The sequence below is a fragment of the Promicromonospora xylanilytica genome (assembly GCF_054782895.1).
The window spans coordinates 76553-102652 of the sequence record NZ_BAAGRP010000004.1 but is presented as its reverse complement, the minus strand read 5'-3'; the positions used below and the strand labels follow the sequence as shown (position 1 = coordinate 102652).

General features: G+C 73.0%; 27 protein-coding genes. 23 read left to right on the top strand and 4 right to left on the bottom strand.

Annotated features, from left to right (window positions below):
* Positions 1-36: 36 nt before the first annotated feature.
* The gene (locus ACYVK7_RS05420) at positions 37-678 is read right to left on the bottom strand and encodes a TetR/AcrR family transcriptional regulator (RefSeq protein WP_460886658.1); all 642 of its coding nucleotides are present in this window, start codon (positions 676-678) and stop codon (positions 37-39) included.
* A 96-nt stretch (positions 679-774) separates the two neighbouring features.
* On the opposite strand from ACYVK7_RS05420, the gene ACYVK7_RS05415 reads away from it, so the two are divergent.
* The 14 genes from ACYVK7_RS05415 to ACYVK7_RS05350 all read left to right on the top strand — a co-directional run bounded on the left by ACYVK7_RS05415 (position 775) and on the right by ACYVK7_RS05350 (position 17550).
* Positions 775-1530: a class I SAM-dependent methyltransferase gene (locus ACYVK7_RS05415; protein WP_460886657.1), complete on the top strand. Its 756-nt coding sequence runs from the start codon at positions 775-777 to the stop codon at positions 1528-1530.
* On the top strand, positions 1527-2549 hold the full coding sequence (locus ACYVK7_RS05410; RefSeq protein WP_460886939.1) for a CobW family GTP-binding protein: 1023 nt from the start codon (positions 1527-1529) through the stop codon (positions 2547-2549). Before ACYVK7_RS05415 ends, ACYVK7_RS05410 begins: the two co-directional genes overlap by 4 nt.
* 29 nt (positions 2550-2578) lie before the next feature.
* Complete coding sequence (locus tag ACYVK7_RS05405) at positions 2579-3799, top strand: MFS transporter (RefSeq protein WP_460886656.1); 1221 nt, start codon at positions 2579-2581, stop codon at positions 3797-3799.
* A gap of 199 nt (positions 3800-3998) precedes the next feature.
* On the top strand, positions 3999-5057 hold the full coding sequence (locus ACYVK7_RS05400; RefSeq protein ID WP_460886655.1) for a LacI family DNA-binding transcriptional regulator: 1059 nt from the start codon (positions 3999-4001) through the stop codon (positions 5055-5057).
* Positions 5054-6007 (top strand): carbohydrate ABC transporter permease, encoded by a 954-nt coding sequence (locus tag ACYVK7_RS05395; protein WP_460886654.1) that lies wholly within the window; start codon positions 5054-5056, stop codon positions 6005-6007. The genes ACYVK7_RS05400 and ACYVK7_RS05395 overlap by 4 nt, the downstream gene beginning before the upstream one ends.
* A 3-nt stretch (positions 6008-6010) precedes the next feature.
* Complete coding sequence (locus tag ACYVK7_RS05390) at positions 6011-6838, top strand: carbohydrate ABC transporter permease (RefSeq protein ID WP_460886653.1); 828 nt, start codon at positions 6011-6013, stop codon at positions 6836-6838.
* Between the two features lie 38 nt (positions 6839-6876).
* On the top strand, positions 6877-8154 hold the full coding sequence (locus tag ACYVK7_RS05385) for an ABC transporter substrate-binding protein (protein ID WP_460886652.1): 1278 nt from the start codon (positions 6877-6879) through the stop codon (positions 8152-8154).
* Between the two features lie 40 nt (positions 8155-8194).
* Complete coding sequence (locus ACYVK7_RS05380) at positions 8195-9355, top strand: ADP-ribosylglycohydrolase family protein (RefSeq protein WP_460886651.1); 1161 nt, start codon at positions 8195-8197, stop codon at positions 9353-9355.
* Positions 9352-10758: an ADP-ribosylglycohydrolase family protein gene (locus ACYVK7_RS05375; protein ID WP_460886650.1), complete on the top strand. Its 1407-nt coding sequence runs from the start codon at positions 9352-9354 to the stop codon at positions 10756-10758. Before ACYVK7_RS05380 ends, ACYVK7_RS05375 begins: the two co-directional genes overlap by 4 nt.
* Entirely contained in the window at positions 10755-11690 is a 936-nt protein-coding gene (locus tag ACYVK7_RS05370; RefSeq protein ID WP_460886649.1) for a ribokinase, read from the top strand. Before ACYVK7_RS05375 ends, ACYVK7_RS05370 begins: the two co-directional genes overlap by 4 nt.
* The gene (locus tag ACYVK7_RS05365; RefSeq protein ID WP_460886648.1) at positions 11687-13753 is read left to right on the top strand and encodes an SUMF1/EgtB/PvdO family nonheme iron enzyme; all 2067 of its coding nucleotides are present in this window, start codon (positions 11687-11689) and stop codon (positions 13751-13753) included. Before ACYVK7_RS05370 ends, ACYVK7_RS05365 begins: the two co-directional genes overlap by 4 nt.
* Positions 13750-14958 (top strand): CaiB/BaiF CoA transferase family protein, encoded by a 1209-nt coding sequence (locus tag ACYVK7_RS05360; RefSeq protein ID WP_460886647.1) that lies wholly within the window; start codon positions 13750-13752, stop codon positions 14956-14958. The genes ACYVK7_RS05365 and ACYVK7_RS05360 overlap by 4 nt, the downstream gene beginning before the upstream one ends.
* A complete protein-coding gene (locus ACYVK7_RS05355; RefSeq protein WP_460886646.1) occupies positions 14955-15794 on the top strand; it encodes an HpcH/HpaI aldolase/citrate lyase family protein in 840 nt (279 codons plus the stop codon). The genes ACYVK7_RS05360 and ACYVK7_RS05355 overlap by 4 nt, the downstream gene beginning before the upstream one ends.
* A gap of 280 nt (positions 15795-16074) precedes the next feature.
* The gene (locus ACYVK7_RS05350; protein WP_460886938.1) at positions 16075-17550 is read left to right on the top strand and encodes an HNH endonuclease; all 1476 of its coding nucleotides are present in this window, start codon (positions 16075-16077) and stop codon (positions 17548-17550) included.
* Here ACYVK7_RS05350 and ACYVK7_RS05345 read toward each other — a convergent pair.
* Together ACYVK7_RS05345 and ACYVK7_RS05340 are read right to left on the bottom strand one after the other, a co-directional pair.
* Positions 17523-18221: a lysostaphin resistance A-like protein gene (locus ACYVK7_RS05345; RefSeq protein ID WP_460886645.1), complete on the bottom strand. Its 699-nt coding sequence runs from the start codon at positions 18219-18221 to the stop codon at positions 17523-17525. The two genes, ACYVK7_RS05350 and ACYVK7_RS05345, sit on opposite strands and share 28 nt — an antisense overlap.
* Positions 18222-18261: 40 nt before the next feature.
* On the bottom strand, positions 18262-19224 hold the full coding sequence (locus ACYVK7_RS05340) for a zinc-binding dehydrogenase (RefSeq protein WP_460886644.1): 963 nt from the start codon (positions 19222-19224) through the stop codon (positions 18262-18264).
* Positions 19225-19468: 244 nt separating this feature from the next.
* On the opposite strand from ACYVK7_RS05340, the gene ACYVK7_RS05335 reads away from it, so the two are divergent.
* The 3 genes from ACYVK7_RS05335 (at position 19469) to ACYVK7_RS05325 (ending at position 21611) form a co-directional block, all read left to right on the top strand.
* Complete coding sequence (locus ACYVK7_RS05335) at positions 19469-20122, top strand: NADPH-dependent F420 reductase (protein ID WP_460886643.1); 654 nt, start codon at positions 19469-19471, stop codon at positions 20120-20122.
* A 211-nt stretch (positions 20123-20333) separates the two neighbouring features.
* Positions 20334-20807 carry a hypothetical protein gene (locus tag ACYVK7_RS05330; protein WP_460886642.1) on the top strand — a complete coding sequence of 158 codons (474 nt, stop codon included), beginning with the start codon at positions 20334-20336 and terminating at the stop codon, positions 20805-20807.
* Positions 20808-20834: 27 nt separating this feature from the next.
* On the top strand, positions 20835-21611 hold the full coding sequence (locus tag ACYVK7_RS05325) for an isocitrate lyase/PEP mutase family protein (protein WP_460886641.1): 777 nt from the start codon (positions 20835-20837) through the stop codon (positions 21609-21611).
* 21 nt (positions 21612-21632) lie between these two features.
* On the opposite strand, the gene ACYVK7_RS05320 is transcribed toward ACYVK7_RS05325, so the two are convergent.
* Positions 21633-21839 carry a tautomerase family protein gene (locus tag ACYVK7_RS05320; RefSeq protein WP_460886640.1) on the bottom strand — a complete coding sequence of 69 codons (207 nt, stop codon included), beginning with the start codon at positions 21837-21839 and terminating at the stop codon, positions 21633-21635.
* Positions 21840-21975: 136 nt separating this feature from the next.
* Between ACYVK7_RS05320 and ACYVK7_RS05315 the strand changes: the two genes are divergently transcribed.
* The 6 genes from ACYVK7_RS05315 (at position 21976) to ACYVK7_RS05290 (ending at position 26093) form a co-directional block, all read left to right on the top strand.
* Positions 21976-22872: an aminoglycoside phosphotransferase family protein gene (locus tag ACYVK7_RS05315; RefSeq protein ID WP_460886639.1), complete on the top strand. Its 897-nt coding sequence runs from the start codon at positions 21976-21978 to the stop codon at positions 22870-22872.
* A gap of 113 nt (positions 22873-22985) precedes the next feature.
* The gene (locus ACYVK7_RS05310; protein ID WP_460886638.1) at positions 22986-23405 is read left to right on the top strand and encodes a CBS domain-containing protein; all 420 of its coding nucleotides are present in this window, start codon (positions 22986-22988) and stop codon (positions 23403-23405) included.
* 32 nt (positions 23406-23437) lie between these two features.
* Positions 23438-24562: an FUSC family protein gene (locus tag ACYVK7_RS05305; protein WP_460886637.1), complete on the top strand. Its 1125-nt coding sequence runs from the start codon at positions 23438-23440 to the stop codon at positions 24560-24562.
* A 90-nt stretch (positions 24563-24652) separates the two neighbouring features.
* Positions 24653-25258 (top strand): flavodoxin family protein, encoded by a 606-nt coding sequence (locus tag ACYVK7_RS05300; protein ID WP_460886636.1) that lies wholly within the window; start codon positions 24653-24655, stop codon positions 25256-25258.
* A 79-nt stretch (positions 25259-25337) separates the two neighbouring features.
* On the top strand, positions 25338-25580 hold the full coding sequence (locus ACYVK7_RS05295; protein WP_460886635.1) for a hypothetical protein: 243 nt from the start codon (positions 25338-25340) through the stop codon (positions 25578-25580).
* Positions 25581-25676: 96 nt separating this feature from the next.
* Positions 25677-26093, top strand: a complete 417-nt coding sequence (locus ACYVK7_RS05290; protein WP_460886634.1) for a CBS domain-containing protein — start codon at positions 25677-25679, stop codon at positions 26091-26093.
* The last annotated feature ends 7 nt before the right edge of the window (positions 26094-26100 follow it).

Below are 26100 nucleotides of genomic sequence, written 5' to 3'. Positions count from 1 at the left end.
CCGGGCTGACCGGGCTGGCCGGGCCGTGCCCCGGGCTCACCGTGATTCCGGTGCTGCCCCCGGGTCAGTGGCCGGCTGGTCCGCGCCGGGCAGGAGCCGTTCCAGCAGCTCCAGCGAGCGGCGCACGTCGACGGCGTCGGGGTCGAGCAACCACTGCAGCTGCAGCCCGTCCGAGGCGGCGGTGACCAGTGCGGCGGCGTCGTCGGGGTCGATGTCGGCGGCGATGGCGCCGGACCGCTGCCCGGCCCGGACACGCTCGGCGAGGTCGGTGCGCACCCGCCGGTACCGCGCCTGCACGAACTCGCGCGTGGTCGGATGCTGCTCTCCCTGCAGGGCGTCGGTCGTCAGCGTCGCGTAGAGCTCGACCAGCCCGGGGATCGAGCGGTTCCGCTCGGCGCTGCGCTCCATGACGGCGACGGCCGACACCTCCTCGGGCGCGGACCGCTCGCCCACCTGGGCCTCGTGCGCACGGTAGACCTCGACGAGCAGCTCGTCGCGGTGGGCGAAGTAGTAGCGCAGCGCGGCGTGCGAGACGCCGATCGCATCGCCGATCGCGCGCAGGGACGCACCGACCCCACGCTCGGCGAACAGGGCGATCGCGCTGGAGAGGATCTGCGCCCGGCGTTCCGTCCCCTTCCGGTAGGACCGTCCGTGAGATCCCGCGTCGCCGTTCGCCATGGACGCCATCGTACGAACGGGCTTCGACACCGGCAGCGCCGGCTCCGGTGGGACCGTGGCGGACCGGCCGTGCTGACCTTCGGATAATCTCCGACCATGTCGACGCCCCACCCGGACGATCCCTGGTCCTCCGTCGCCGACGACTGGGGCCGCTACTGGGGCAGCTTCGCTCGGCCCGTGTGGGAGCCGCTGCTGACCGGCGCGGCGATCGGCCCGGGCAGCCGGGTGCTCGACGTCGGCTGCGGCACCGGCGAGCTGCTCGAGCACCTTCAGGAGCGCGGGGCAGTACCCAGCGGCGTCGACCCAGCGCCCCGGATGGTCGAGCTCGCCCGCGCCCGGGCCGTCGGCGCGGACGTGCGGCCCGGCGAGTTCGAGCGGCTCCCGTTCGACGACGGCGCCTTCGACGCGGTGCTCGCCGTCAACGCCTTCCAGTTCGCCGAGGACCCCGCGGCGGCACTTGCAGAGACGGGGCGCGTGCTGGCGCCCGGCGGCGCGATCGGGCTGGCGGGCTGGGCCGAGCGCGAGCGGAACGACCTGGACGCGATCAACGTCGCGCTCGCTGCGGCCGATGACGACGACCCGCCGGAGGACGGGCCGCTGCGCCTGGAGGGCGGCCTCCAGGACCTGCTGCGTGGGGCGGGCCGGCAGGTGCTCGGCGCCGGCGTCGTGCCCGTCGCGTGGACCGCGCGCCACGACACGGACCTGGTGCGCGGGATCCTCTTCGGCGAGGACACGTCGACGCTCGCGGACCTGGCGCCCGTCGTGGTCGCCGCCGCGTCGCCGTTCCGCAGACCCGACGGGTCCTACCGGCTCGTGAACGCCTTTCGCTGGGCGGTGGCACGGTGGCGATGAGCACGGCCGGGCGGGTGCCCGTGGTGACGCTGACCGGGCACCTCGGCGCGGGCAAGACCACGCTGCTCAACCACCTGCTGCAGCAGCCGGGAGCCCGGGTCGGCGTGATCGTCAACGACTTCGGCGACGTCAATGTCGACGCGGGCCTGGTCACCGGCCAGATCGACGAGCCGGCGTCCATCGCGGGCGGCTGTCTGTGCTGCCTGCCCGACGCGGGCGGGCTCGACGACGCCCTCGAGAAGCTCACCCACCCCCGGCTGGGGCTGGACGTCGTGCTGGTCGAGGCAAGCGGTATCGCCGACCCGCTGACGCTGGCCCGCATGATCCGGTTCAGCGGGGTCGAACGCGTGCGGCCCGGGGGAGTGGTCGACGTGGTCGACGCGGTCGAGCACTTCGGCACCGTCGACGACGGGGGCGACGCGCCGGCGCGGTACGCGGTCACGACGCTCGTCGTCGTGAACAAGACCGACCGCCTGCCGGCCGGCGAGGGCGAGCGGACGCTCGCGCGCATCGAGGCCCGCGTGCACGAGCGCAACCCGGCGGCACAGGTGGTCCGCACCTCGTACGGGCGGGTGGACCCGGTGCTCGTCTACGACGCGGCCTCGGCGGAGGACCCGCCCGACCAGCTCCCCCTGGCCGCGCTGCTGCGTGACGGCCGCGAGCACGACCACCAGCACGCCGACGCCGTCACGGTCACCGCTACCGGTCCGGTGAGTCCCGGACGCCTGATGGACCTGCTGGAGGAGCCGCCGGCGGGCGCCTACCGCATGAAGGGGCGGGTCGTCGTCGACACCGGCCGCAGCCTGCGCGGCTACGTGGTGAACGTCGTGGGCCGCTCGCTGCACGTGGCCAGCCGGCGGGTGAGCGACACCGACGGCCCCGGCGAGCTCGTGGCGATCGGCATGCACCTCGACGTCGCGCACGTCCGGGAACGGCTCGAGCAGGCGCTGGCACCGGCCGAGCGGCCCGACGCACCGGGTTTCGCCCGCCTGCAGCGCTACCGCAGGCTCAGCGACTGAGGGCGGGCGACCTCGTAGGGTGAGGTCACGTGAGCACGACGCCGACGGACCCCGACCTGCCCATGCTGCGCGTACCCGGGATGCGGGCGCTGTTCTGGATGTCGCTGTTCTGCTTCGCCGGCTATGCGCTCCTGCTCCCGACGGCGCCCCTGTGGGCCACGCGCGGCGGCGCGGACGAGGGCGGGGCCGGTCTGGTCAACGCCGTGCTGATGCTCGCGACCGTCGCGGTCCAGACCACCGTGCCGTGGTCCCTGCGCCGGTGGGGGTGGCGCACCACGCTCACCCTCGGGGTGCTGCTGCTGGGCCTGCCTTCGTTCGCACTCATGCTCACCGACCACCTCGCCGGGATCCTGGCCGTTTCCGCCGTCCGCGGCGCCGGGTTCGCGATCCTCACGGTGTGCGGTGCGAGCGCCGTCGCCTCCCTGGTCGACGCGACGCGCCGCGGGCGCGCGATCGGCCTGTACGGGCTGGCGGTCGCCGCCCCGCAGCTCTTCCTCGTGCCCAGCGCCGCCTGGATCGCGGAGTCGATCGACTTCCGGGTGGTCTTCGTGCTCGGCGCCGCCCCGGCGCTCGCTGTGCCGTTCGCCGCCGCCCTGGGGCGCCGCCTCGACGACATCGCCGCCGGCGGCCTCGACACCGGTGACGAGGCCCGGCCGGGGCGCGGCCGGATGCTCCTGGCCCTCGCGCTGCCCTCGCTCGTCCTGCTCGCGGTGACCACCCCGGGCGGCGCTCTGCTCACCTTCGCCCCGCAGTTCCGGCACGGTTCGTCGGTGGCCGTGCTCGGCCTGCTCGGGTTCACCGCGGCGGCGGCGCTGTCCCGGTGGCTCGTCGGCGGCCCGGCCGACCGCTTCGGGCCACGCCGGTTCATCCCGCCCCTCCTCGTGCTCTGCGCCGGCGGCCTCGCGCTGTGCGCCTGGTCGCTCACCGAGGCCGGCCCCGGGGCGGCGGTGCTCGTGGCCGGGATGACGGTCGTCGGCGTGTCCTACGGCAGCCTGCAGAACCTGACGCTGGTCACGGCGTTCGCAGCGGTGCCCGACCGCGACCGCAGCATCGCCAGCGCCGTCTGGAACATCGGGTTCGACACCGGCACGGGCCTGGGCTCGCTCGTCGTCGGCTTCATCGCGGCGGGCGCGGGGTTCCCCGTCGGCCTGCTCACGACCGCCGGGCTGTGCCTGGTGATCGCGGTGCTGGCCCTGGTGGGTGGCGGGAGCACGGGCCGCGTGGTCGGTAGAACGTCAGGTGATCGGTAACCCGGGTTGCCGATCACCTGACGTTCTACCGACCGCACGCGCGTTCTGCCGATCCCACGTCTGCTTGACGTCCGGTCCCGACGCGGGGCACACTGATCGACATCACCGGAAACGTTTCCAGTACGACGGTGTCCCAGACTGGAAACGTTTCCAGAATCGGTTCCAGCGGAACAGCAGCTCACGACGAAGTGGAGTGACAGTGTCGTCATCACGCGCCACCCTGATGCAGGTGGCGGAGCGCGCCGGAGTGTCGCTCGCGTCGACCTCGCGGGCGCTGCACGGCACGGGGGCGAGCCAGGCGATGGTGGACCGCGTCCGAGCGGCGGCCGCCGAGCTCGGCTACAGCCCCGACGTGATCGGGCGGTCGTTGCGCATGAAGCGGACGTTCCAGATCGCGTTCGCCGTCGCCGATATCGGCAACCCGGTCTACGTCGAGATGCTCACCGCCATCCACGAGGTGCTCGCGCCCCACGGCTACCGGGTGGTCGTGATGTCCACCGGTCCCACCGTCGGCACCACGGTCGACCTGGTCAGGAGCCTCGGCAGCGGGTTCGTCGACGGCCTGATCGTGAGCCCCCTGCGCACCGACGACGCGCTCGTCGAGGCGATCCGGCAGGCACCGGTACCCGTCGTGGTGATCGGCCGCTCGCTCGAGAAGCAGGGCATCGACTCGGTGTCGACCGACTCCGCCGCCGGCCTCGGCCAGGCCGTCGCCCACCTCGTCGAGATCGGCAGGCGCCGGATCGGGTTCGTCAACGGCCCGCTCGACACCACGCCCGGCGCAGCGCGTCAGCGCGGGTTCGACGCCGCCACCAGCCCCGCCACGTTCGCGGGGGAGCACGCGGAGACGGAACGGGCCGACGACTTCACGGTCACCGCGGGGCTCGCGGCCGGGCGCCGCCTGCTGGCCCGTACCCCGGCGGCCGGCCCGTTCGACGCCGTCGTCGCCGCCAACGACCTGCTCGCCATCGGCGTCATCCGGGCCGCGGGGGAGCTGGGGCTGACCGTTCCCGGCACGCTCGCCGTCACCGGGATGGACGACACCGAGATCGGCAAGGTCTTCCAGCCGAGCCTGACCAGCGTCTCGCTCGGGTCGGCCGACCGTGGCCGCGCGGCGGCGCAGCTCGTGCTCGACCGGGTCGGCGACGCCGTCGAGCCCGCCCAGCAGGTCGCCATCGGCCCGCACCTCGTCGTGCGCGAGTCGACGACCCTGCCCGCTGCGACCCTGCCCGCTTCGAAGGAGAAGAGCGCACGATGACCGTCCTCGCCTCACCCCGGCCGCCGGCGCCCCGACCCGGGCGCCGCCGCGGTTCGACCGGAATGGAGCGGGCCCGGCGCCGCGAAGCGGCCGCCCTGGTGATGCCGTCCCTGCTACCCATCCTCGTGCTGTCGGTGGCGCCGCTGCTGATGGGCGTGCTGCTGGCGTTCACGGACGCCGAGCTGGTGCGTCGTCCCGACTACCAGTTCGTCGGCGTCGACAACTTCGTGCGGCTCGCGGGCAACTCGTTCTTCTGGGACTCGTTCCGCATCGGCATGACGTGGGCCCTGTCCGTGACGCTCCTCCAGCTCGTCGCGGGGCTCGGCCTCGCGCTGCTGCTCAACTCGGGCCTGCGGCTCCAGGGCCTCACCCGGGTGCTGGCGCTGATCCCGTGGGCGATGCCTCCGGTGGTCGTCGCGATCATGTGGAAGATGATCTACTCGCCCAACGCCGGGCCGCTCAACGCGTTCCTCGGCTCGCTGGGCCTGCCGGACGACATCAACTGGCTCGCCGACTTCTCGACCGCGCTGCCCGCCGTCATCGTCGTCGGCGTCTGGGTGGGCATGCCGCAGACCACCGTGACGCTGCTCGCCGGGCTGCAGCAGATCCCCGCCGAGCTGCACGAGGCCGCCTCGATGGACGGCGCAGGAGCGTGGCGCCGGTTCACGGCCGTCACGCTGCCGAGCCTGCGCCCGATCGTCACGTCGATCACGTCGCTGAACTTCATCTGGAACTTCAACTCGTTCTCCCTGGTCTACGTGCTGACCGAGGGCGGCCCCGGCGGCCGCACCATGCTGCCGATGCTGTTCACGTACCTCGAGGCGTTCAAGAACCGCAACATCGGGTACGCGGCCGCGATGGGCGTGGTCCTCGTCGTCGTCGTGGTGCTCCTCCTCGCCTTCTACCTGCGGTCCCAGTTCCGCGACGACCGCTTCGACCGGAAGGGCTGATCCGTGCGCGCTCTCGTCCGCCCCGCCCAGTACGTGGCGCTGGCCTGCTACATCGTGTTCCTCGGCTTCCCGCTGCTGTGGCTCGTCTCCGCGTCAGTCAAGTCGTCCGCCGAGCTCAACTCGCTCGTGGTGAACCTCCTGCCGCGGGAGTGGCACTGGGAGAACTACGCCGACGCGCTCGCCCGCCAGGGCCTCGTCAGCTCTGCGGGGAACAGCGCTCTGGTGGCGCTCGCGTCCACGGCGCTCGTCATCCTCATCGCACTGCCGGCCTCCTACGTGCTGGCACGGCTCAAGGGCACGATCCGCGTGGCGGGCGTCGGCTGGATCCTGGTGAGCCAGGTGTTCCCGGTGATCCTCGTGATCCTGCCGCTGTTCCTCATCCTGCGGACCATCGGGCTCACGGACAGCCTCGTCGGTCTCACGCTCGTGCACACCACGTACACGATGCCGTTCGCGCTGTGGATGCTGCAGGGCTACGTGGCCGCCATCCCCGTGGACCTCGAGGAGGCGGGGGCGATGGACGGCGGCAACCGTCTGGTGGTGCTGCGCCGCATCGTCTTCCCGCTGCTCGCCCCCGGCGTGGTCGCGACGGCGATGTTCAGCTTCGTCTCCTCCTGGAACGAGTACTTCTTCGCCCTCGTGCTGCTCCAGTCACCCGAGAACTACACCCTGCCCATCACGCTGTCGACGTTCATCGGCGGCGAGGGCAAGGTCGCGCTCGGGCCTCTCGCCGCGGGCTCCGTGCTCGCCGCGATCCCCAGCATCGTCTTCTTCTCGATCATGCAGAAGAAGCTCACCGGTGGCCTCATGGCCGGGGCGGTCAAGGGATGACCGCCCACCCCGCACCATCTCTGACGAAAGGTAGACCCATGAAGACCCGTGGAGTGTCCATCGCCGCATGCCTCACGATCACGACCGCGCTGCTCGCGTCCTGCGGCAGCGGTGACGCAGCCGACGACGGACCGGTGACGCTGAAGTTCCAGGCCCTCTCGGACCAGCCGGCCGCCATCGAGGCGACGGAGTCGATCGTCGCGGACTGGAACGAGGCGAACCCCGACGTGCAGGTCGAGATCGTCCCGGCCGGTTGGGACGGCGTCTACGACAAGCTGATCACCCAGTTCAACGGTGGTGCCGCGCCCGATGTCATCCACTACGAGGCCGCGAGCATCGTGTCGTTCGCGCGGGACGGCTACCTCGCCGACCTCACCGACCTCATGTCCGAGGAGCGCCGCGCGGACATCCCCGAGGGCGTCCTCGACTCGGTGACGGTCGACGACCAGGTGGTCGCCTACCCGACCGAGCTGCAGTCGTACATGGTGTTCGCGAACCGCACCCTGCTGGAGGACGCCGGGGTGGAGATCCCGACCGGCGACACCATGACCTGGGACGAGCTGCGCGAGATCGCCAAGGCCACCACCGACGGCGACAAGGTGTACGGCCTCGGCTGGGGCCTGTCGAGCCCGACCGCCGCGTTCATGTCGCTGGCCCCCGGGTTCGGTGGCACCTACTTCGACGGCACCGGCGAGGACGCCGCCCTGACCGTGAGCGACGGCGAGATGGCCCTGCCCGAGCTGGTGCACGACATGGCGTACGAGGACGAGTCGATCCTGCCGGTGACGATGACGCAGTCGGGTTCCGAGGCCATCGCCTCGTTCTACGCCGGGCAGACGGCGATGACCGTGCAGGGGTCGTACCAGGCCGCGAACATCAGCAAGGACGCGCCAGAGGGCTTCGACTGGGTGGCACTGCCGCCGCTGGCCGGGCCCGAGGGGCCGCAGCAGGCCGCCAACCCGCAGACGCTGTCGGTCAACATCGATTCCGAGCACGTCGAGGAGTCGGCCGAGTTCATCGAGTTCTTCACCGAGACCGAGCACCTCGCCGCCCTCAACGAGGCGGACGCCCTGATCCCCGCGACGACGTCGGCGCAGGAGAGCCTGGCGAAGAAGCTCGGCGACGAGAACGGCTGGGACACCATCCTGGCCTCCGGGCAGAACTTCGTCTCCGCGCCGTACCTGTTCGCGGACTCCTACGCGCAGTGGAAGGACACGGTGGCCACCCCGGCCTACCAGCGCTATCTCGCGCAGGAGACGGACGAGACGGAGCTGGCCGACCAGCTCACGACGGGCTGGACCGAGATCACCCAGTGACCAGGTTTGCCGAACGAGGAACGACTGAAGGAGCGTGGCCGTGAGCTGGTTAGAGGACCGGACGGTAGCCGTGATCACCGGTGCCGCCGTCGGAGACGCCCTCGGGGGCGCCACCGAGGGCTGGACACCCGAGCAGATCGAGGAGCGGCACGGGGGGCGCGTGCGCGGCATCGTCGGGCCCTGGTACCCCAACTGGCAGGATGCGCGCCCCATCGCGCCGTACCACAAGGGCGACGGGCACATCACCGACGACACCCTCATGACCCGGGCGCTCGTCGAGGTGTACGCCAAGCGGCGCGAGCACCTCGACGCGTACGCGATGGCCGAGGACCTGGTGCCGCTGATGATCGGCGAGCCCCGGTGGATCCCCGAGCTCGAGTCGACGGCGCTGCTGCTCCAGCGGGTGTTCCTCGCCGAGAAGTGGCTGGTGGCTCGGCTGCACTACGGGCACGTGGACCCACGTGAGGCAGGCGTCGGCAACGTCGTCAACTGCGGGGCCGCCATGTACGCGGCCCCGGTCGGGCTGGTCAACGCCGGCGACCCGCGCGGCGCCTACGCCGAGGCCATCGACCTCACGGGCGCCCACCAGTCGAGCTACGGCCGGGAGGCGGCAGGCGTCTTCGCCGCCATGGTCGCGGCCTCCGTCGCGCCGGGCGCCACGCTCGACGACGTGGTGCGGGCCGCGCTCGACGTCGCGCACGACGGCACCGCGGCCGCGCTCCGCGCGGTGGTCGAGGCCGTCGAGGGCTGGGCCGCGCCGCCGCAGGACGACGAGGAGGAACGCCGCCTCGCCCGCCTGGTGCGCGAGGTCGTCGCACCCTACGACTCGGTCGGGCCCGAGTACCGGCAGATGTCGATGGACGCCCGCCGGCCCTCGCGGACCAAGTCGATCGAGGAGCTGCCCGTCGCGCTCGGGCTGCTGATCGCGCACCGCGGGGACTACCGCGGCGCCGTGCTCGCCGCCGTGAACTACGGCCGTGACGCCGACTCGATCGCCGTCATGGCGGGCGCGGTCGCCGCAGGGCTGGGCGGGAGCGGCGTGGTGCCGGCGGAGTGGCTCGACGAGATCGAGTCGGCCAGCAAGATGGACGTGCGGGAGACCGGCCGGCTCATGGCCTCCGCCGCCGCGGACATCCTGCGTGCCGACCGGGAGCGGGCGCTGGGCCGGCTCGCGGCCATCGACGCGGTGGGCGCGGCATGAGGCTGACCTGGGCGCAGCCGGAGGACCTGCTGGCGCACGAGCTCGTGCAGGCGGCGGACGAGGGCAAGGACGTGGCCGACGTGCGCGACCGCTGGGTCGCAGCGGGCGGCGACCCGACGCCGGCCGTGAGCGGCGCGGGCCCCGTCCCCGCGTCGCCGGAGCTCCGTGCCCTGGCGCGGACGCTGCTGGCGGAGCTGGAGGCCCGGCCTGCGCCGCCGGCGCCTGCGGAACCCGACGAGTGGGACGAGATCGAGGCCCTGCTGCCGCCCGCCCCGCAGCTGCCCCGGCGACCGTCCGGGCTGGGCGGGCCGGGCGGGCCCGACGCCGCCTACGCGGCCCGCGTGCAGGGCGCCTGGACGGGGCGCGCGGCCGGGTGCCTGCTCGGCAAGCCCGTGGAGAAGATCCCCCGCGAGGGCATCGAGGAGATCCTTCGCGCCACGGGCCGGTGGCCCCTGCGGCGGTACTTCACCGCGGTGGGGCTGCCCGACGACGTCGCGGCGCGCTGGCCCTGGAACCGCCGGTCGGCACCGACGTCGCTGGAGGAGAACATCGACGGGATGCCCGAGGACGACGACCTGAACTACCCGATCCTGGCGCTCGCGCTCCTCGAGCAGCACGGCAACGGGTTCACGACGGACGACGTGGCACAGCTCTGGCTCGACAACCTGCCCGCCGGCCGCACCTTCACGGCCGAGCGGGCCGCCTATCGGAACATCCTGGACGCACGGCCCGTGCCGGAGACGGCGACGCACGACAACCCGTTCCGCGAGTGGATCGGCGCCCTCATCCGGACCGACCTGCTCGGCTGGACCGCACCGGGCGACGTCCGCACGGCGGCACGGCTCGCGTGGGCCGACGCCCGGCTCAGCCACACCCGCAACGGCACCTACGGTGCGCAGTGGGCGGCCGCGCTCGCCGCGGCCGCCATGGTCGCCGACGGCGTGGACGAGGTGCTCGACGCCGCGGACACCGTCGTGCCGCCGGACAGCCGGCTGGCCGCCGCCGTGCGGCTCGGGCGCGCCCTCGGCGCCGAGTGCGACGGGAGCGAGGCCGGGCTACGGACCGGCCTCGACCGGCTGCACGCGGAGTACGGGCACCTGCACTGGGTGCACGTGCTGAACAACGCGGCGGTCATCGCGTTCGCGCTCAGCGCCGGGCGCGGCGAGTTCGGGCCCAGCGTCTCGATCGCCGTCACCGCGGGGTGGGACACCGACTCCGCCGCGGCGACCGTCGGCGGGGTGGTCGGTGCCCTGCGCGGGGTCACCGGCATCGGCGACCAGTGGACCAGGCCCGTGCAGGGCCGGATCGCCACGTCGCTCCCGGGCGGCGCCCAGCGCATCACCGACCTCGCCGCGCGGACCGTGGCCCTCGCCGCGCCCTCGCCGTCGGGCGGCGCCGCGTGAACGCCGGACGCGTCGTGGTCGTGGGGTCGGCGAACGTCGACCTCGTCGTCGACGTGCCGCGGCACCCCGCGGGCGGCGAGACGATCCTGGGCGGCGACCTGCGCCGCTCGCCCGGCGGCAAGGGCGCGAACCAGGCCGTCGGCGCGGCACGCGCCGGGGGAGCCGACACCACGTTCGTCGGTGCGCTCGGCCACGACGACTCGGCGGAGCTGCTGCTCGCCTCCCTGGCGGGAGCGGGCGTGCGGACCGACGTGGTCGAGCGGGTCGGTGCCCCGACCGGCACCGCGCTGATCACCGTGACGTCCGACGGCGAGAACGCGATAGTCGTCTCGCCAGGAGCCAACTCGCACGTGCGCGTCGGCGGCACGCAGAAGGACCGGATCGTCGCGGCCGACGTCGTGCTCGCGCAGCTCGAGATCCCGCTCGACACCGTCCTCGCGGCGGCCAGGGCGCGCCCCGACGGCGCGCTCTTCGTCCTCAACGCCGCGCCCTCGCGCGCGCTGCCGGACGAGCTGTGGCAGCAGCTCGACGTGCTCGTCGTCAACGAGCACGAGGCCGCCGACCTGGTCGGTGGCGCGGGGCGGGGGCCGGGGTCGGGCGTGGGCGCCGAGGCCCTCGCGGCCGCGCTGCTCGACCGGGTGCGCGCCGTCGTCGTCACGCTCGGTGGCCAGGGCAGCCTCGTCGCCCAGCGCGGCGTGCCCGCCGTCCGCGTGCCCGCCGCGCAGGTCACCGCGGTCGACACCACGGGGGCAGGGGATACCTACTGCGGTGTGCTCGCGGCCGCGCTCGCCCGCGGCGCCCACCTCACCGACGCCGCACGGCTGGCCGGTGCGGCAGGGGCGCTCGCCGTCACCCGGCCGGGGGCGCAGGACGCCGTGCCCGATGCCGCGGAGGTGGCCGCGCTGGCCGACGAACTGAGAGAGGCATCATGACGTACACGTTCGACCCCCTCGTCCCGCGGCCGATCGACCGGCCGACCGAGGTCGCCGCCGGACCGCTGACCCCGGAGCGGAGCACCGCGCTCGACGAGGCCAAGATCTTCTCCGGGCCCGCCGACCCGGCCGACCGGCCCGCCTGGCGCGACCTGCTGCGGGCCTGGCGGGCGGACGCCCGCGACCGGCACGGCTACACGGGCGCCGCATATGCGCGACCAGAGGCCGCCTGGGCGGCGCGCTGCTCCACGGTGGCGCAGGTCTGGCTGTGGGACGAGCTGCTCTACTCCTTCGAGGAGGGGCGGTTCACGCCCGAGCGGTTCCTCGACGATGCCCGCGAGCGCTTCGGCGGGCTCGACGCGGTCGTGCTGTGGCACGCCTACCCGGTGATCGGGCTGGACGACCGCAACCAGTGGGACTTCTACCGCGACGTGCCGGGTCTGAACCTCTTGGTCGACGTGCTGCACCAGGCGGGTCTGCACGTGTTCGTCGACTACAACCCGTGGGACGTCGGCACCCGGCGCGGTGCCGACGACCTCACTGAGCTGGCCGCGGTGGTCCGCGAGCTCGGGGCGGACGGCGTCTTTCTCGACACCCTGAAGAAGGCCGAGCCCGAGCTGGTCGCCCGGCTGGAGGCGGCGCGGCCCGGGATCGTCCTGGAGGGCGAGTCGAAGCTGCCGGTCGAGCGCATCGAGGACCACTCGTCGTCCTGGGCGCAGTTCTTCGCCGACTCGCCGGTGCCGGGCGTGCTGCGTGCGCACTGGTACGAGCGCCGGCACATGCAGCACCACGTGCGGCGCTGGCACCGCGACCACTCCGAGGAGCTGCAGTCCGCCTGGCTGAACGGCGTGGGCGTGATGGTGTGGGAGGTCGTGTTCGGGGTGTGGGTCGGCTGGTCCCGGCGGGACGCCGGCACGGTGCGCCGCCTGGTGACCGTGCAGCGCGCCGCGGGCGACCTGCTGCTCGACGGTGACTGGACGCCGCTGGCCCCGCTCGCCGCCGAGGCCGAGGCCGCAGGGGTGTACGCGTCGCGCTGGGAGCTCGACGGTGTGACGCTGTGGACGCTGGTGAACCGAGGCGACGCCGACTACGGCGGCCCGGTGCTGGCCCCTGACGCGCCGGAGCGGGGGTCCGGCCGCCTGGTCGCCCTGACCGACGTGTCTGACCGGTCGGAGGTCGTGGTGCCCGGGCGGGGCATCGCCGCGCTGCTGCACCTGGCCGACGGCGCCGCGGAGCCCGCGTGGCTGCCCGGTCTGCTCGACGCCCTCGCGCACACGCCGCACGACGCCGACGCGGCCTTCCCGCACCGGCTCGCGCGCCGCGTCGCACCGGCGCTCGCCGTGTCGGGGGCACAGGTCACCGGGGTGACCTCTGCGTCCGACAGCTCGGTGCCCGACGCCGTCGTCGTGCCGCAGGGGGCCTATGCGCTGACCGTTCGGTACCGCGCGCGGGAGACCGGCATGTACCAGGGGGCGCCGTACGTCGACGAGTGGAAGCCGCTGCCGCCGCGCCTGCACGACGCACGCACGCTCCAGCGCGACGGCGAGCTCACGGTGCCCGTCGCCGTCGCGGCGAGCGAGGTGACGAACGCGCAGTTCGCCGAGTTCCTCGACGCGACCGACTACGCGCCCGCGGAGCCCCACCGGTTCCTGGCGCACTGGGCCGACGGCCACCCCTCCGCAGGCACCGCGGAGCACCCGGTGACCTTCGTGGACCTCGACGACGCCCGTGCGTACTGCGCCTGGCGCGGTGGCCGGCTGCCCACCGAGGACGAGTGGCAGCTCGCGGGTCAGACATGTCCCGAGCTGTTCGGGGTGGACCGCCCTGGGCCCGCCGTCTGGAGCTGGACCGAGAGCGAGCACAGCGACGGCCGCACGCGGTTCGTCATGCTCAAGGGTGGCAGCGACTACCGCGCCGCCGACTCCGACTGGTACATCGAGGGCGGCCGGCACGCGCCGGACTACTCGGTCAAGTACCTGCTGCCGGGTCTGGGGCTCGCCCGGAGCGCCACGGTCGGGTTCCGCTGCGCGTGGGACCTGGACACCGCGGAGGCGACCCGATGACCGTCTCCCGCGATCCCGCTGACGGCGCCCTGGCCGGGCTCCGTGTCGTCGACGCGTCCACGCTGTTCGCCGGACCGATGGCGGCCATGCACCTGGGTGACCTCGGCGCCTCCGTGATCAAGGTGGAGCACCCGGCCAAGCCGGACCCGTCGCGCACGCACGGGGCCGCGAAGGACGGCGTCAACCTCTGGTGGAAGACGCTCGGGCGCAACAAGCGCGCCGTCACCGCGAACCTGGGAGCGCCGGGCGGGCGCGAGGTGTTCCTCGCCCTGGTGGAGCGGGCGGACGTCGTGATCGAGAACTTCCGGCCCGGCACGCTCGAACGCTGGGGACTCGGCTACGACGAGCTGTCGGCCCGCAACCCGCGCCTCGTGCTCGCCCGGGTGTCGGGGTTCGGCCAGATCGGGCCGTACCGCACGCGGCCCGGTTTCGGCACGCTCGCCGAGGCCATGAGCGGGTTCGCCGCCATGACCGGCGAGCCCGACGGCCCGCCCACCCTGCCGCCGTTCGGCCTGGCCGACGGCGTCGCGTCGCTCGCCACGGCGTTCGCGATCATGACGGCGCTCTCGGTGCGCGACCGGACCGGCCACGGGCAGGTGGTGGACACCGCCATCGTCGAGCCGATCCTGGCGATGCTCGGGCCGCAGATCACGCGCTGGGACCAGCTGGGCACCGTGCAGGCGCGCACCGGCAACCGGTCCGGCAACAACGCGCCCCGCAACACCTACCGCACGAGCGACGGGCACTGGGTGGCCGTCTCCACGTCGGCCCAGTCGATCGCCGAGCGCGTGGTGCGCCTCGTGGGCCGGCCCGACCTCGTCGACGAGCCGTGGTTCGCGCGCGGCGTCGATCGGGCCAGGCACGCCGACGAGCTGGACGCCGCCGTGGGCGGCTGGATCGCGCGTCGGACGCGCGACGAGGTGGTCGCGGCGTTCGAGGAGGCGCAGGCCGCCGTGGCTCCCGTGTACGACGCGCGGGACATCGTCGAGGACCCGCAGTTCCAGGCGCTCGGGACCCTGCACGAGATCGAGGACCCCGAGCTGGGGCCGATGCTCATGCAGGGCCCGCTGTTCCGGCTCTCGGAGAACGACGGCGTCATCCAGTTCACCGGCCGCCCGCACGGCGCGGACACCGACGAGGTGCTGGGCGAGCTCGGGTTCGCGCCCGAGCGGGTGGCGGAGCTGCGGGAGGAGGGGGCGGTATGACGCCGCTGACCCTGCTGTACGTGCCCGCCGACCGGCCCGACCGGATCGCCAAGGCCCTGGCGTCGGCGGCCGACGTGGTGCTGGTCGACCTGGAGGACGCCGTCGCGCCGTCGCGCAAGGACGAGGCGCGGGGAAGTGCCTCGGGGCTGCTCGCCGCGGCGAGCGGACGAGCCGTCCAGGTGCGGATCAACCATCCCGGCACGCCGTGGCACGCGGACGACGTCGCGATGGTCGCGGCGCTGCCGGTGGACGTCGGTGCACGGGTGCCCAAGGTCGAGTCCGCCGACGAGGTGCGGGCGCTCGCTGCCGCACTGCCAGGCCGGGCGCTGCACCTGCTGGTGGAGTCCGCGCTCGGCGTGGAGCGCGCCTTCGAGCTGGCGACGGCGTCGCCGCAGGTCGCGTCCATCGGGCTCGGGGAGGCGGACCTGCGCTCCGACCTGCGGGTCGACGGCGACGAGGGGCTCACCTGGGCGCGGAGCCGGGTCGTCGTCGCCGCGCGGGCGGCGCGGCTGCCTCCGCCCGCCATGTCGGCGTACACCAACGTGCGGGACCCGGACGGGCTGGCCGCGTCGTGCCGCGCCGGCCGTGCGCTCGGTTTCTGCGGTCGCACGGCGATCCACCCGGGGCAGCTCGAGACGATCCGGGCCGCGTTTCTCCCGTCGGCGGCGGAGGTCTCCGCGGCGCGGGAGGTGCTGGAGCGGGTCGGGAGCGCCGCGGTCGGCGGCGTCGGCGTCGTCGCGCTGGCGGACGGGACCTTCCTGGACGTCGCGATGGTGGAGCGGGCGCGGTGGGTGGTGGAGCTGGCGGGTGCTGACGACACTCTCTCCAGAGGATGATCGTCCGACGTGTGTGAGTGACCTCGATACTGGCGGGAAGGGCACCGTGTCGCGGCTGGTGGTAGCGGGCGGCCGGCGACCGGTCCCGGGTTCTGCTGTCGGCAGATACGGGTTCGCTCGACGCGCGAGGCGAACAGGTGTGCCATAAAATGGTGGCATGACATCAGCGATGGGTGCACCTGGAGTGGGCGACCAGCCTCCCGGGTCGGTGCTGCCCGTCGGCGACGGAGTGGTCGCCCGCGCGGCGGACCTCCGGGTGATGCGCGAGCTGTTGGCCAGCATGATCCTGCCAGGCGGCACCGACACGGACGGCCCCGCGTCGAAGCAGGCGCGGGCCGAGTGGGTGGATCTGCTCGGCGAGCTCGAGGCGGTGAAGAACTCCGTGGCCGCGGTCCAGGGCCGGCTGGCGGTGGCGTTGGACGAGGCGACCCGGTCGGAGGAGGCCGGGCAGGGTGTCCGGGCCGAGCGGCGGGGTCGTGGGGTACCCAACCAGGTCGGTGCGGCGATGCAGTCCAGCCCGCACGCGGGCGGGGCGTTCCTGGGCACGGCCCGGGCGTGGCTCACGCAGATGCCGCACACCTTCGACGCCCTACGGACCGGTGTCCTCTCGCAGTGGCGTGCGACGCTCCTGGTGCGGGAGACGTCTCACCTCTCCCCGGAGCACCGCGCGCAGATCGACGAGCAGATCTGCGGGCCCGCGAACCTGACGGCCCTGGCCCGGACGGGCACCAAGCGGCTGATCGCCCAGATCAAAGAGCTTGCAGCGCAGCTCGACGTGCACGCGTGCGTGAGGCGGAACGCGAAGGCCGTCACGGAGCGTCGCGTCTCGGTGCGTCCTGCGCCCGACCTGATGATCTACCTGACGGCGTTGGTCCCGATGGCGCAGGGCGTGCAGGCGTACGCGCAACTGAAGGCGCACGCTGAGGCGGCCAAGGCGGCGGGTGATGAGCGGGGTGCGGGGCAGATCATGGCGGACACCCTGATCGAGCGGGTCACCGGGCGTGCGCCGGGTAAGGCGGACGAGGTGCCGGTGACGATCAATCTGTTGGTCTCGGACCAGACGCTGCTTGCCGGTGGTGGCGAGCCTGCCGTGGTGCCGGAGGGTATGCCGGCAGGGGTCGGGAGTGTCCCGGCTCCCGTGGCGCGGAACCTTGCGGCGCACGGGATCGACGCGGGTGCGGCGTGGCTCCGTGCGATCTACGTCGACCCGCGGGGCCGGTTGTTGGCGACGACGTCGGTGTCACGGTTCCATCCGCAGGGCTTGGCGGTGTTGTTGCGGGCCCGGGAGCAGGGCATCTGTGCGTCGTCCTGGTGTGACGCCCCGGTGCGGCACCTCGACCACGTCCTTCCGTATGCGGAGGGTGGTGAGACGAGCTTCGACAACGGGCAAGGGCTGTGTGCCCGGTGCAATCACGCGAAGCAGGCACCGGGCTGGCGGCAGAAGGTGACCGAGATCGACGGCCGGCACGCCGTCGAGACGACGACCCCGACCGGACACACCCATGTCTCCGTCGCGCCCGCACCGCCCGAACCGGCCGGCGCCGCCGCCGGATGGACCCCGGCGGTCGGAATGGGCTCACTGGCCAGCGGGCGCGTCCCTCGCAGCCGGTACTCGATCGGGTGCCATACCGGAGCCCGCGACGGGGCGATCGCCTATCGGCCCGGACCGCGCCGACGGGCTCGTCGCGGCATCCGGCAGGCTGACATCTCCTGGCGGCACGGCCCTGTTCACACGATGCCCGGGACCAGGGCGTAGGCGATCACCGTGATCGAGTTGTTGAACGCGTGCACCACCACGCCCGGCCAGACCGAGTCGCTGCGGCGTCGGAGCTCGGCGGTGATGATCCCGACGATCAGGGCGGCCGGCAGCACGACGTTGATCCCGTGGAGGAGCGCGAAGACCACGGCGCTCCCGACGGTCGCGATCACGGCCCCGTACCGCAGCAGGCCCGTGGTCACGACGCCGCGGAACAGGAGCTCCTCACCGATCGGCGTCAGGACCACCAGTCCGATCGCGGTCAGCACCAGGAGCCACGGTCCGCTGCTCGCACCCGCGGCGTAGCCGGCCTGGGTGTCGGTCGGGGCATCCGTCAGCTGGAGGAAGAGCGGCGTGATGAGGCCCTTGGCCAGCAGGGCCAGCACGCCGCCGGCAACACCCCACCACAGCCAGCGCGCGCTCGTACGGCGGAGGCCGAACGACTGCCACGAGCGGCGTCGCACGGCTGCCGCCGCCGCGAACCCGGCGAGCCCCGCTATCCCGGAGAGGCAGGCCAGGAGGGCTCCACCGAGCGGACCGGCCAGGTCCACCTGGCCAGAGACCAGGATCGGCAGCCCGAGCCCGACCACGGCCATCGCGGCGATCCCGACAGCGATCTCCGGCCAACCGGGTCGTTCGGTCCTCGGGACTGCGTCAGTGGTGGGTTCCATGGCAGCAGTACAAACCGTGTGGCGGGCACACGGTCAATCGTCAGGGCACGAGGACGATCCGCCCGAACACCGAGCCCGCATCCATCTGGCGGTGCGCGTCGGCCGCCTGGTCGAGCGGGAGCACGTCGTGCACCACGGCGTGGAGCTCACCGCGCGTCACCGCGGCAAGCTGGGCGGTCCGGACGGCGTTCCGGTCCGCCGTCGAAATGGTGTCGAGGCTGAACGTCGCGACCGAACGGGACTGCTGGAACGCGCTGAGGAGCCGTGTGCCGAAGTCGGCGGGCGGCATGCCCGCGATCGCGCCGACGACGACCAGCCGTCCGTTCGGCGCAAGCCGATCGACGAACTCGGGGGTATCGGGACCGCCGACGATGTCGATGATCACGTCGTACTGCGCCGGCGCGTCCGCGTCGCCGTCGCCGGACCGGTCGAGCACGTGGGTGGCACCGAGCTCCCGGAGCCGGCTGCCACGCGCGGCCGACGACGTCGTCACCGCGACGGCGCTCGCGCCACCGCGTGCGGCAAGCTCCACGACCGCGATGCCGATGCTCCCCGCCGCCCCGCGCACCAGCACCGACTCACCGGCCGCGAAGTGCGCGTGAGCCAGCGCGAAGTGCGCGACGGGTCCCGAGCTCCCGATCGTCACCGCGTCCACCGGCGAGAGCTCGTCGGGGAGCGCTTCGACGTCGGGCACCCGCGCGAGCGCCTGTTCGGCGTAGCCGCCGCCGAGGCCCGTGAATGCCCAGACCCGGCGGCCCAGCCACGAGCTGTCGACGTCGGAGGCGACCGCTGTCACCGTGCCGGCGACCTCGCTGCCGGGGACCAGTCCCGCGGTGAGCCCGTACCCGGCGAGCGTCCCGCGGCGGATGACGGCGTCGACGCCACCCACCCCGATCGCCTCGGTCTCGATCACCAGCTGACCGGGTCCGGGCGTGGGCGTCGCGGCCTCCCTGACCGTCATGCCGCTCGGGTCGCCGAACCGCTCGATCGCCACTGCTCGCATCGTCCGTCTCCTGTGCTGCTCGCTGTTCGTGCTGTCGCGGCGACGCTAACGGACGGGGGCGTCCACTTCGGGAAAGTGAGAGGGATGGTCCGCCAATTGCTTCAGATCGCCCGGCGCGTGGCCGTCCAGAGGGGGGCCTGTCACACCCCGGGTCCGGGACGGCTCTGGTCGGCCCGAACGGGCGCTCCTAGTGTGACGAGCAGCGAGGCGGACCACGCCTCATCGGCATCGTCAGGAGGAAGCCGTGGAGACGATCGGGATGATCGGCGCTGGCGACATGGGTGGCGAGATCGCACGCGCGGCGGTCGCGCGTGGCTACCGGGTGGTTATCGCCAACTCGCGAGGACCGGAGACGCTGCAGGAGCTGGTCAAGGACCTCGGCCCGGCGGCGCGTTCCGCGCAGGCCGCGGAGGCCGCCGCGGCGGGTGACATCGTGATCCTGTCCTTCCCCCTCAGGGTGGTCCACGACCTTCCCGTCGACGAGCTCGCGGGCAAGGTGGTGCTCGACACCAACAACTACATGGTCTGGCGTGACGGCCACATCCCGGTCATCGACTCGGGCGAGAGGACGGTGCACGAGCTACGCCAGGAGCAGCTCCCGCAGTCCAAGGTCGCCAAGGCGTTCACCCACATCCAGCACGAACGGCTGCGTGCCGCCGCCCGGCCGGCCGGCCACCCCGAACGGGTGGCGCTGGCCGTGTCGAGTGACTACCCGGAGGCGGTCGAGGTCGTCACGCGGCTGTACGACCAGCTCGGGTTCGACACCGCCGACCACAGCCCGCTGAGCGAGTCCTGGCGCAACGCCCCGGGGCAGCCCGCGTGGGTCCGCGCCGGGTGGCAGAGGCGGGAGGAGCTGGTGCTCAACCTGGAGCGCGCGAACCCTGCGGTGCGGGGTTAGCTCGGACCCCAAGTTGGCGACCGTCCAAGCCGGCCTGGACCTCGAGGCCGGACTGGGAGGTGCGTGGGCCGGTGCGCAAGCAGGTGCCTTCTTCGGCGCCTACCTTGCAAGCAAGGGTAGCGGGATGGTGAACGGTAAGATCTCGGCGGCTTCCAGGCGGTCGAGACGGGATTGAATGGGACTCCGATATGACGCTGTTCTTGTCTGCTGTATGGGTGACGAGTACCGCAATCCTTACGGTAATGATGATGCGGCTCTGGGCCGGAAGTTCTCAGATAGCCGATCGTGCTCGAACGGCATTGGCATGGCGCTGACGAGCGATCCTGAGAAGGCCCGGGCAATGGTTCGCGGCTTTCCCATGATTTGCCTTGCGTGCTGGGGAGTTGCGTTGGCCGGGATCGCCGTCGTCCTTGATGAGCGGTCCGTACCAGCGGCGTACGGAGTGCAGCCCTGGTACGGAGCCGTGCTCGGTATCGGACTCTTGTTTGTCGGGGTGCTCTTCGATCTGCTCATTATTCGTTTCAACCGGCCAAAGTTCCTGGTTCCGCCCCACCTGCGCTGGGAGCCGGGGTATGGCGAGATTGAGCGGGCGCGCGCAAGTGCTGACGGTGCAACGACACCCGAGTCGGCAGTGGAGGTGTTGTACGAAGCGTCTGCCGAACGCTGGCGCGAACGTCGCGGCTGACTCGAGGATCGGTGGCACCCTGACCCCATGACCTTCGCCGACCTCCACACCGGCCCCCGCCCGCTCCTGCTCCCCAACGCCTGGGACGTCGCCTCCGCCCTGGCGTTCGCCGAGGCGGGGTTCCCCGCGGTGGGCACCACGAGCTTCGGCGTCAGCGCCGGCGTCGGTACGCCCGACGCCGGTCGGACGAGCCGTCAGGCCACCGAGGACCTGGTCCGCCGCCTGCACGCGCTGCCCGCCTACGTGACCGCCGACCTCGAGGACGGCTACAGCGACGACCCGGCCGAGGTCGCTGACCTCGTCGCGGTGCTGGCCGGCGTCGGACTCGCGGGGGTCAACATCGAGGACTCGACGTACGGGGGGCTCGTCGACCCGGCGGCACACGCCGCCAAGGTGGCCGCGATCAAGGCGGCGGCACCGGACGTGTTCGTCAACGCACGCGTCGAGACCTACTGGCTGAACCGGGACGCGACCGTCGAAGCCACTCTCGACCGGGCCCGCTCCTACGTCGACGCGGGGGCCGACGGCATCTTCGTGCCCGGTGCCACGGAGCCGGACGTCCTTGAACGGCTCGCGAGCGCCCTCCCGCTGCCGCTCAACGTCCTGGCCGTGCCCGGCCTCTCGCTGGAACGGCTGGGTGACCTGGGTGTCCGGCGGGTGAGCACCGGGTCGCTGCCCTACCGGGCGGCGATCGACGCGGCCGTCGCCGCCGCGACCGCCGTCCGGGACGGCGGGGAGGCGCCGCCGGCCACGCCCTACCCGGCAGCGCAGGCGCGGCTGCAGCGGTACGCCGACCGGCGCTGAGGCAGGGCGGCGCCCACCCCATCAGCTCCGGCCGAGCACCTCCGCGTTCAGGATCGTGCCACCCAGGCTCCAGCCGCCGTCGGCCACCTCCTCGAGGACGACGAGCGTGGTCTGGCGCGCCCGCTCTCCGTACACGTCGGCGAAGGCGTCGGTGACGGCGTCCTGCAGCTTCTTCTTCGACTCGGCGGTGAGGGTGTCCGCGGGCACCTTGAGGTTGGCGAATGGCATGGTCGGTCCTTTCTGAGTTCGACGGCGGCCACGGCGCGTGGTCCGACGTCGTCCACCCTGCAGGGCGCCGGCCGGAAGCGGGAGAGGACTCCCGGACGGGGGACCGGCGATCCCTGGCCGGCGATAGCGTGGCGTCGTGATCGAGGTCCCCGAGTCGTTCCGCGCGAAGCCCCGGTGGTGGGACGCGACCGCGCAGGAGAGACAGTGGCTCGCCGACCTCCCGCACCTGGTCGGACGGTGGTGTGAGCGCTGGCACCTGACGGTCGACGGGGTGCCGCGGCACGGATCGAACGCGCTCGTCGTGCCCGTGCGCCGCGACGGGCTGGCGGCGGTGCTGCGCCTGGCACCCCCGCCCGACGACGTCACCGCGCTCTCCGCGGCGCTGCGCTTCTGGCACGGCCACGGCGTCGTCGCGGAGCTCGCCGCCGATCCCGGGGCAGGTGTGCTGCTGCTGGAGCGGCTGGACCCGGACACCTCTCTCGCCCACGTGCCGCTGCACGTCGCGATGACCGAGATCGGCCGGACAGCACGTCGCCTCGCCGTCCCCGCCGGAGACGATCGAGCCGCCGGGCTCAGACACACCTCCGATGACGTGGCCGAGCTGATCCCGAGGCTGCGCGCGGTCTGGGAACGCCTCGGCAGGCCGTTCGACCGCACTGTGCTCGACGTCGCGACGGACGCCGCGACCGTGATCCTGGCCGGCGACCGTGAGCCGGTGGCGGTCAACGCGGACCTGCACTTCGACCAGGTGCTGCGCCACCCGGACGGGCACTGGTGCGTGGTCGACCCCGTGCTGCGGCGGGGCGACGTGGAGCGGACGGCGGTGGACGTGCTCTGGCACCGCGTCGACGAGGTGGCCGACGCCGAGATCCCCGCACAGCTGGACCTCCTGGTCGATGCCGGCGGTCTCGACGCCGAGCTGGCGCGCGCCTGGGCGTTGTGGCGGATCACGGACTACCGGCTCTGGGGCCTGGCGCACGGACTGACGGAGGACCCACCGCGCTGCGCCCGGCTGCTGAGCGCCCTGATCTGAACCGACGGGATGCGAGCGACACCCCCGCGCGGCACGGTGGAGGGGCCGGTGACAGCCCGCCGTCGGCCCCTGCCCAGGGACGCCGCACCGAGCACCGAGGGAAGGAGCGCGACATGGTCCAGCAGACCGTCGCCGATGTCATGACCCCCGAGCCCACCACCATCGGTATGTCCGAGACGCTCGAGACCGCCGCCCGCACGATGGCCGCCCAGGACGTCGGCGCGCTCGTCGTGCAGGCGGGAGCAACCACCGTCGGCATCGTCACCGACCGGGACCTCGTGGTCCGCGGCCTGGCCGAAGGGCTCGGGCTCGACGCCATGGTCGGTGAGGTGGCCAGCGAGGAGCTGGTCTCCGTCGGTCCCGGAGTCCCGGTGGAGGTGGCCGTCGAGCTGATGCGCGCCGCCGCCGTCCGACGCATCCCCGTGATGGACGGCGACGAGCCCGTCGGGATCGTCTCGATCGGCGACCTGGCCGCCGAACGGGACCCGACGTCGGCTCTCGCGGACATCTCCGAGGCAGCGCCGAACGACTGAGCCGCCGAGACCGAGCCGTGCGAGGCGGAGACGTGATCGACTTCCGGCAGTCGCTGACGGTGCCCCGGCCGCGCGGAGCCCTCGCCGCGGCGCACCGCGCCTGGCTGAGCCACCCCCGGTGGGCGCTCGCGGTCAAGGGGGCGCTCGCGGCGAGCCTCGCCTGGTTCGTGGGGCTCGTCGCACCCGCGCCGTTCGCCGAGTACCCGTACTACGCGCCGCTGGGGGCCGTGCTCGCCACCACCAGCACGGTGGTGCGCTCCGTCCGCGACTCCCTCCAGTCCGTCGCGGCCGTACTGGTCGGCGCGCTCATCGCCCGCACCGTGGCCCTGCTGCCGCTGCCCGGCCTGCTGGAGCTCGCCGTGGTGGTCGGCCTCGCGCTGCTGTGCGTGAGCTGGCGCATCTTCGGCGACATGGGCAACTGGGCCGTCATGTCGGCGATCTTCGTGCTCATCCTCGGCGACGGCGACGGGGCCGACTACGTCGGCTCCTACGCCGGCCTCATCGTCGTCGGCGCCGCGATCGGCATCGGCGTCAACCTGCTGCTCCCGCCCTTGCCGCTCACACCGTCGGAGCTCGCGCTCGGCCGCCTGCGTGACGGGCTCGCCGAGCAGGTCGAGTCGCTCGCGAGCTGGCTGGAGCGCAACGGCCCGCTCGAGCCCGACGAGTGGGAGCGCCGCCGCAGACAGCTGGTGCCGACCGTCGAGCGCGCGCGGGACGCCGTCGCGAGGACCCGCGAGGCCTCCCGTGCGAACGTCCGCGTGCGGTACAACCGCAACGAGCACTGGGTGGCCTCGCAGACCCGGCGCGCGGGCTCGCTCGGCACCGCCGCCGAGGTGGTCGACGAGACGGTGCGCCTGCTGGTCGAGTGGGAACGGGAGGGCCGGGACGACGTAGCCCTCGGGGAGCAGCTCAGGCCCGACTTCGCGGGCAGCCTGCGTGCCTACGCCGAGGCCCTGCGCGCCGCGGTGCCCCGCGACGCCGCCGACGAGCAGGCAGCGGCCACGGAAGCCGCCGAGGCGGTCACCCGGCTCGACGAGTCGATCGAACACCTCCGCGACGCGGTCCGCACCGCCCGGCGCTCGTCGGAGTACGACTACCTCGTGGCGGGCGCGCTCGTCCTCCAGCTCGCCCGCGGCGCCGACGCCCTGCGCCGCTGACGGCACGCACCGAGCGGCAAGCGGACCTGGTCGGCGTTACGTTGGAGAAGGTCCAGAAGCGGCTGCCGATCAACCCTGCCGAGGTGTCCCGTGAAGGCCCTTTTCGTCAGCTGCACGCTCAAGCCGTCCCCCGAACCCTCCAACACCGAGGCGCTCGCGTCCGTGGTCGCCGACGCCCTCCGGGATCTCGACGTGACCGTCGACCACGTCCGGCTCGCCGACCTCGACGTCCCGCCGGGAGTGGTCACCGACCTGGGCGACGGCGACCCCTGGCCCAGCGTGCACGAGCGGCTCCTGGACTCCCAGATCCTCGTCGTCGTCACCCCGACCTGGCTCGGACGCCCCTCGTCCATCGCCCAGCGCATGCTCGAACGCATGGACGCGATGCTCTCCGAGACGGCCGACGACGGCACCCCCGTCGCCTACAACCGGGTGGCCGGCGTGGTCGTGACCGGCAACGAGGACGGCGCGCACCACGTGATCTCCGAGATCAGCGGCGCGCTCTGCGACATCGGCTACACGATTCCCGGCCAGTCCTGGACCTACTGGAACCAGGGCCCAGGCCCCGGCGCCGACTACCCGCAGACCGAGCACGGGCACGAGTGGTCGCACGGCACGGGCCGCCTCATGGCCCACAACCTGCACGCGGTCGCCACAGCGCTCGCGGCCCAGCCCGTCCCGCCGCCCGAGAAATGAAGCCGGGCAGCGACACAGCAGACAGCAGACACCAGACACCAGAGACAGCAGAGACAGCAGGAGAACAAGGAGGAAGCACATGGCTACGTGCGACAAGTGCGGCAACGAGTACGCCCACACGTTCACCATCACCAAGGACGACGGGTCCACCGGCGTCTTCGACTCGTTCGAGTGCGCGGCCACGGCCATGGCACCACGGTGCGCCCACTGCGGCTGCACGGTGCTCGGGCACGGGGTCGAGGCCAACGACACCACCTACTGCTGCAGCCACTGCGCACGGATCAGCACCGGCGCGGAGATCACCGACAGCGTGGGCGTCTGACCGGACGCACGCGCATGCGAGCGGCAGGCCGCCGAGGCATGGTGGACGTGTCGGTGAAGCAGCCCGCCGTCGGCCCTATCGAGTCAGGAGAGAAACATGGTCCAGACTGTCGCCGATGTCATGACCCCAGCGCCTACCGCCGTCGACGTGTCCGATTCCATCCAGGTCGCCGCCCGGGCGATGGCGACCGAGGACGTGGGCGCCCTGATCGTCCAGTCCGACGCGAGGATCGTCGGGATCGTCACCGACCGGGACCTCGTGGTCCGCGGCCTCGCCGAAGGCCTCGGCCTCGATGCGACGGTCGGTCAGGTCTCGAGCGAACAGCTCGTCACCGTGGGCCCGAGCGACCCCGCGCAGACCGCCGTCCAGGTGATGCGTGACGCCGCCGTCCGCCGCGTTCCCGTGATGGACGGTGACGTCGCCGTCGGGATCGTCGCGATCGGTGACCTCGCCGTGACGCGCGACCCGTCGTCCGCGCTCGCGGACATCTCCGAGGCGGAGCCCAACCGCTGAGCGGGCC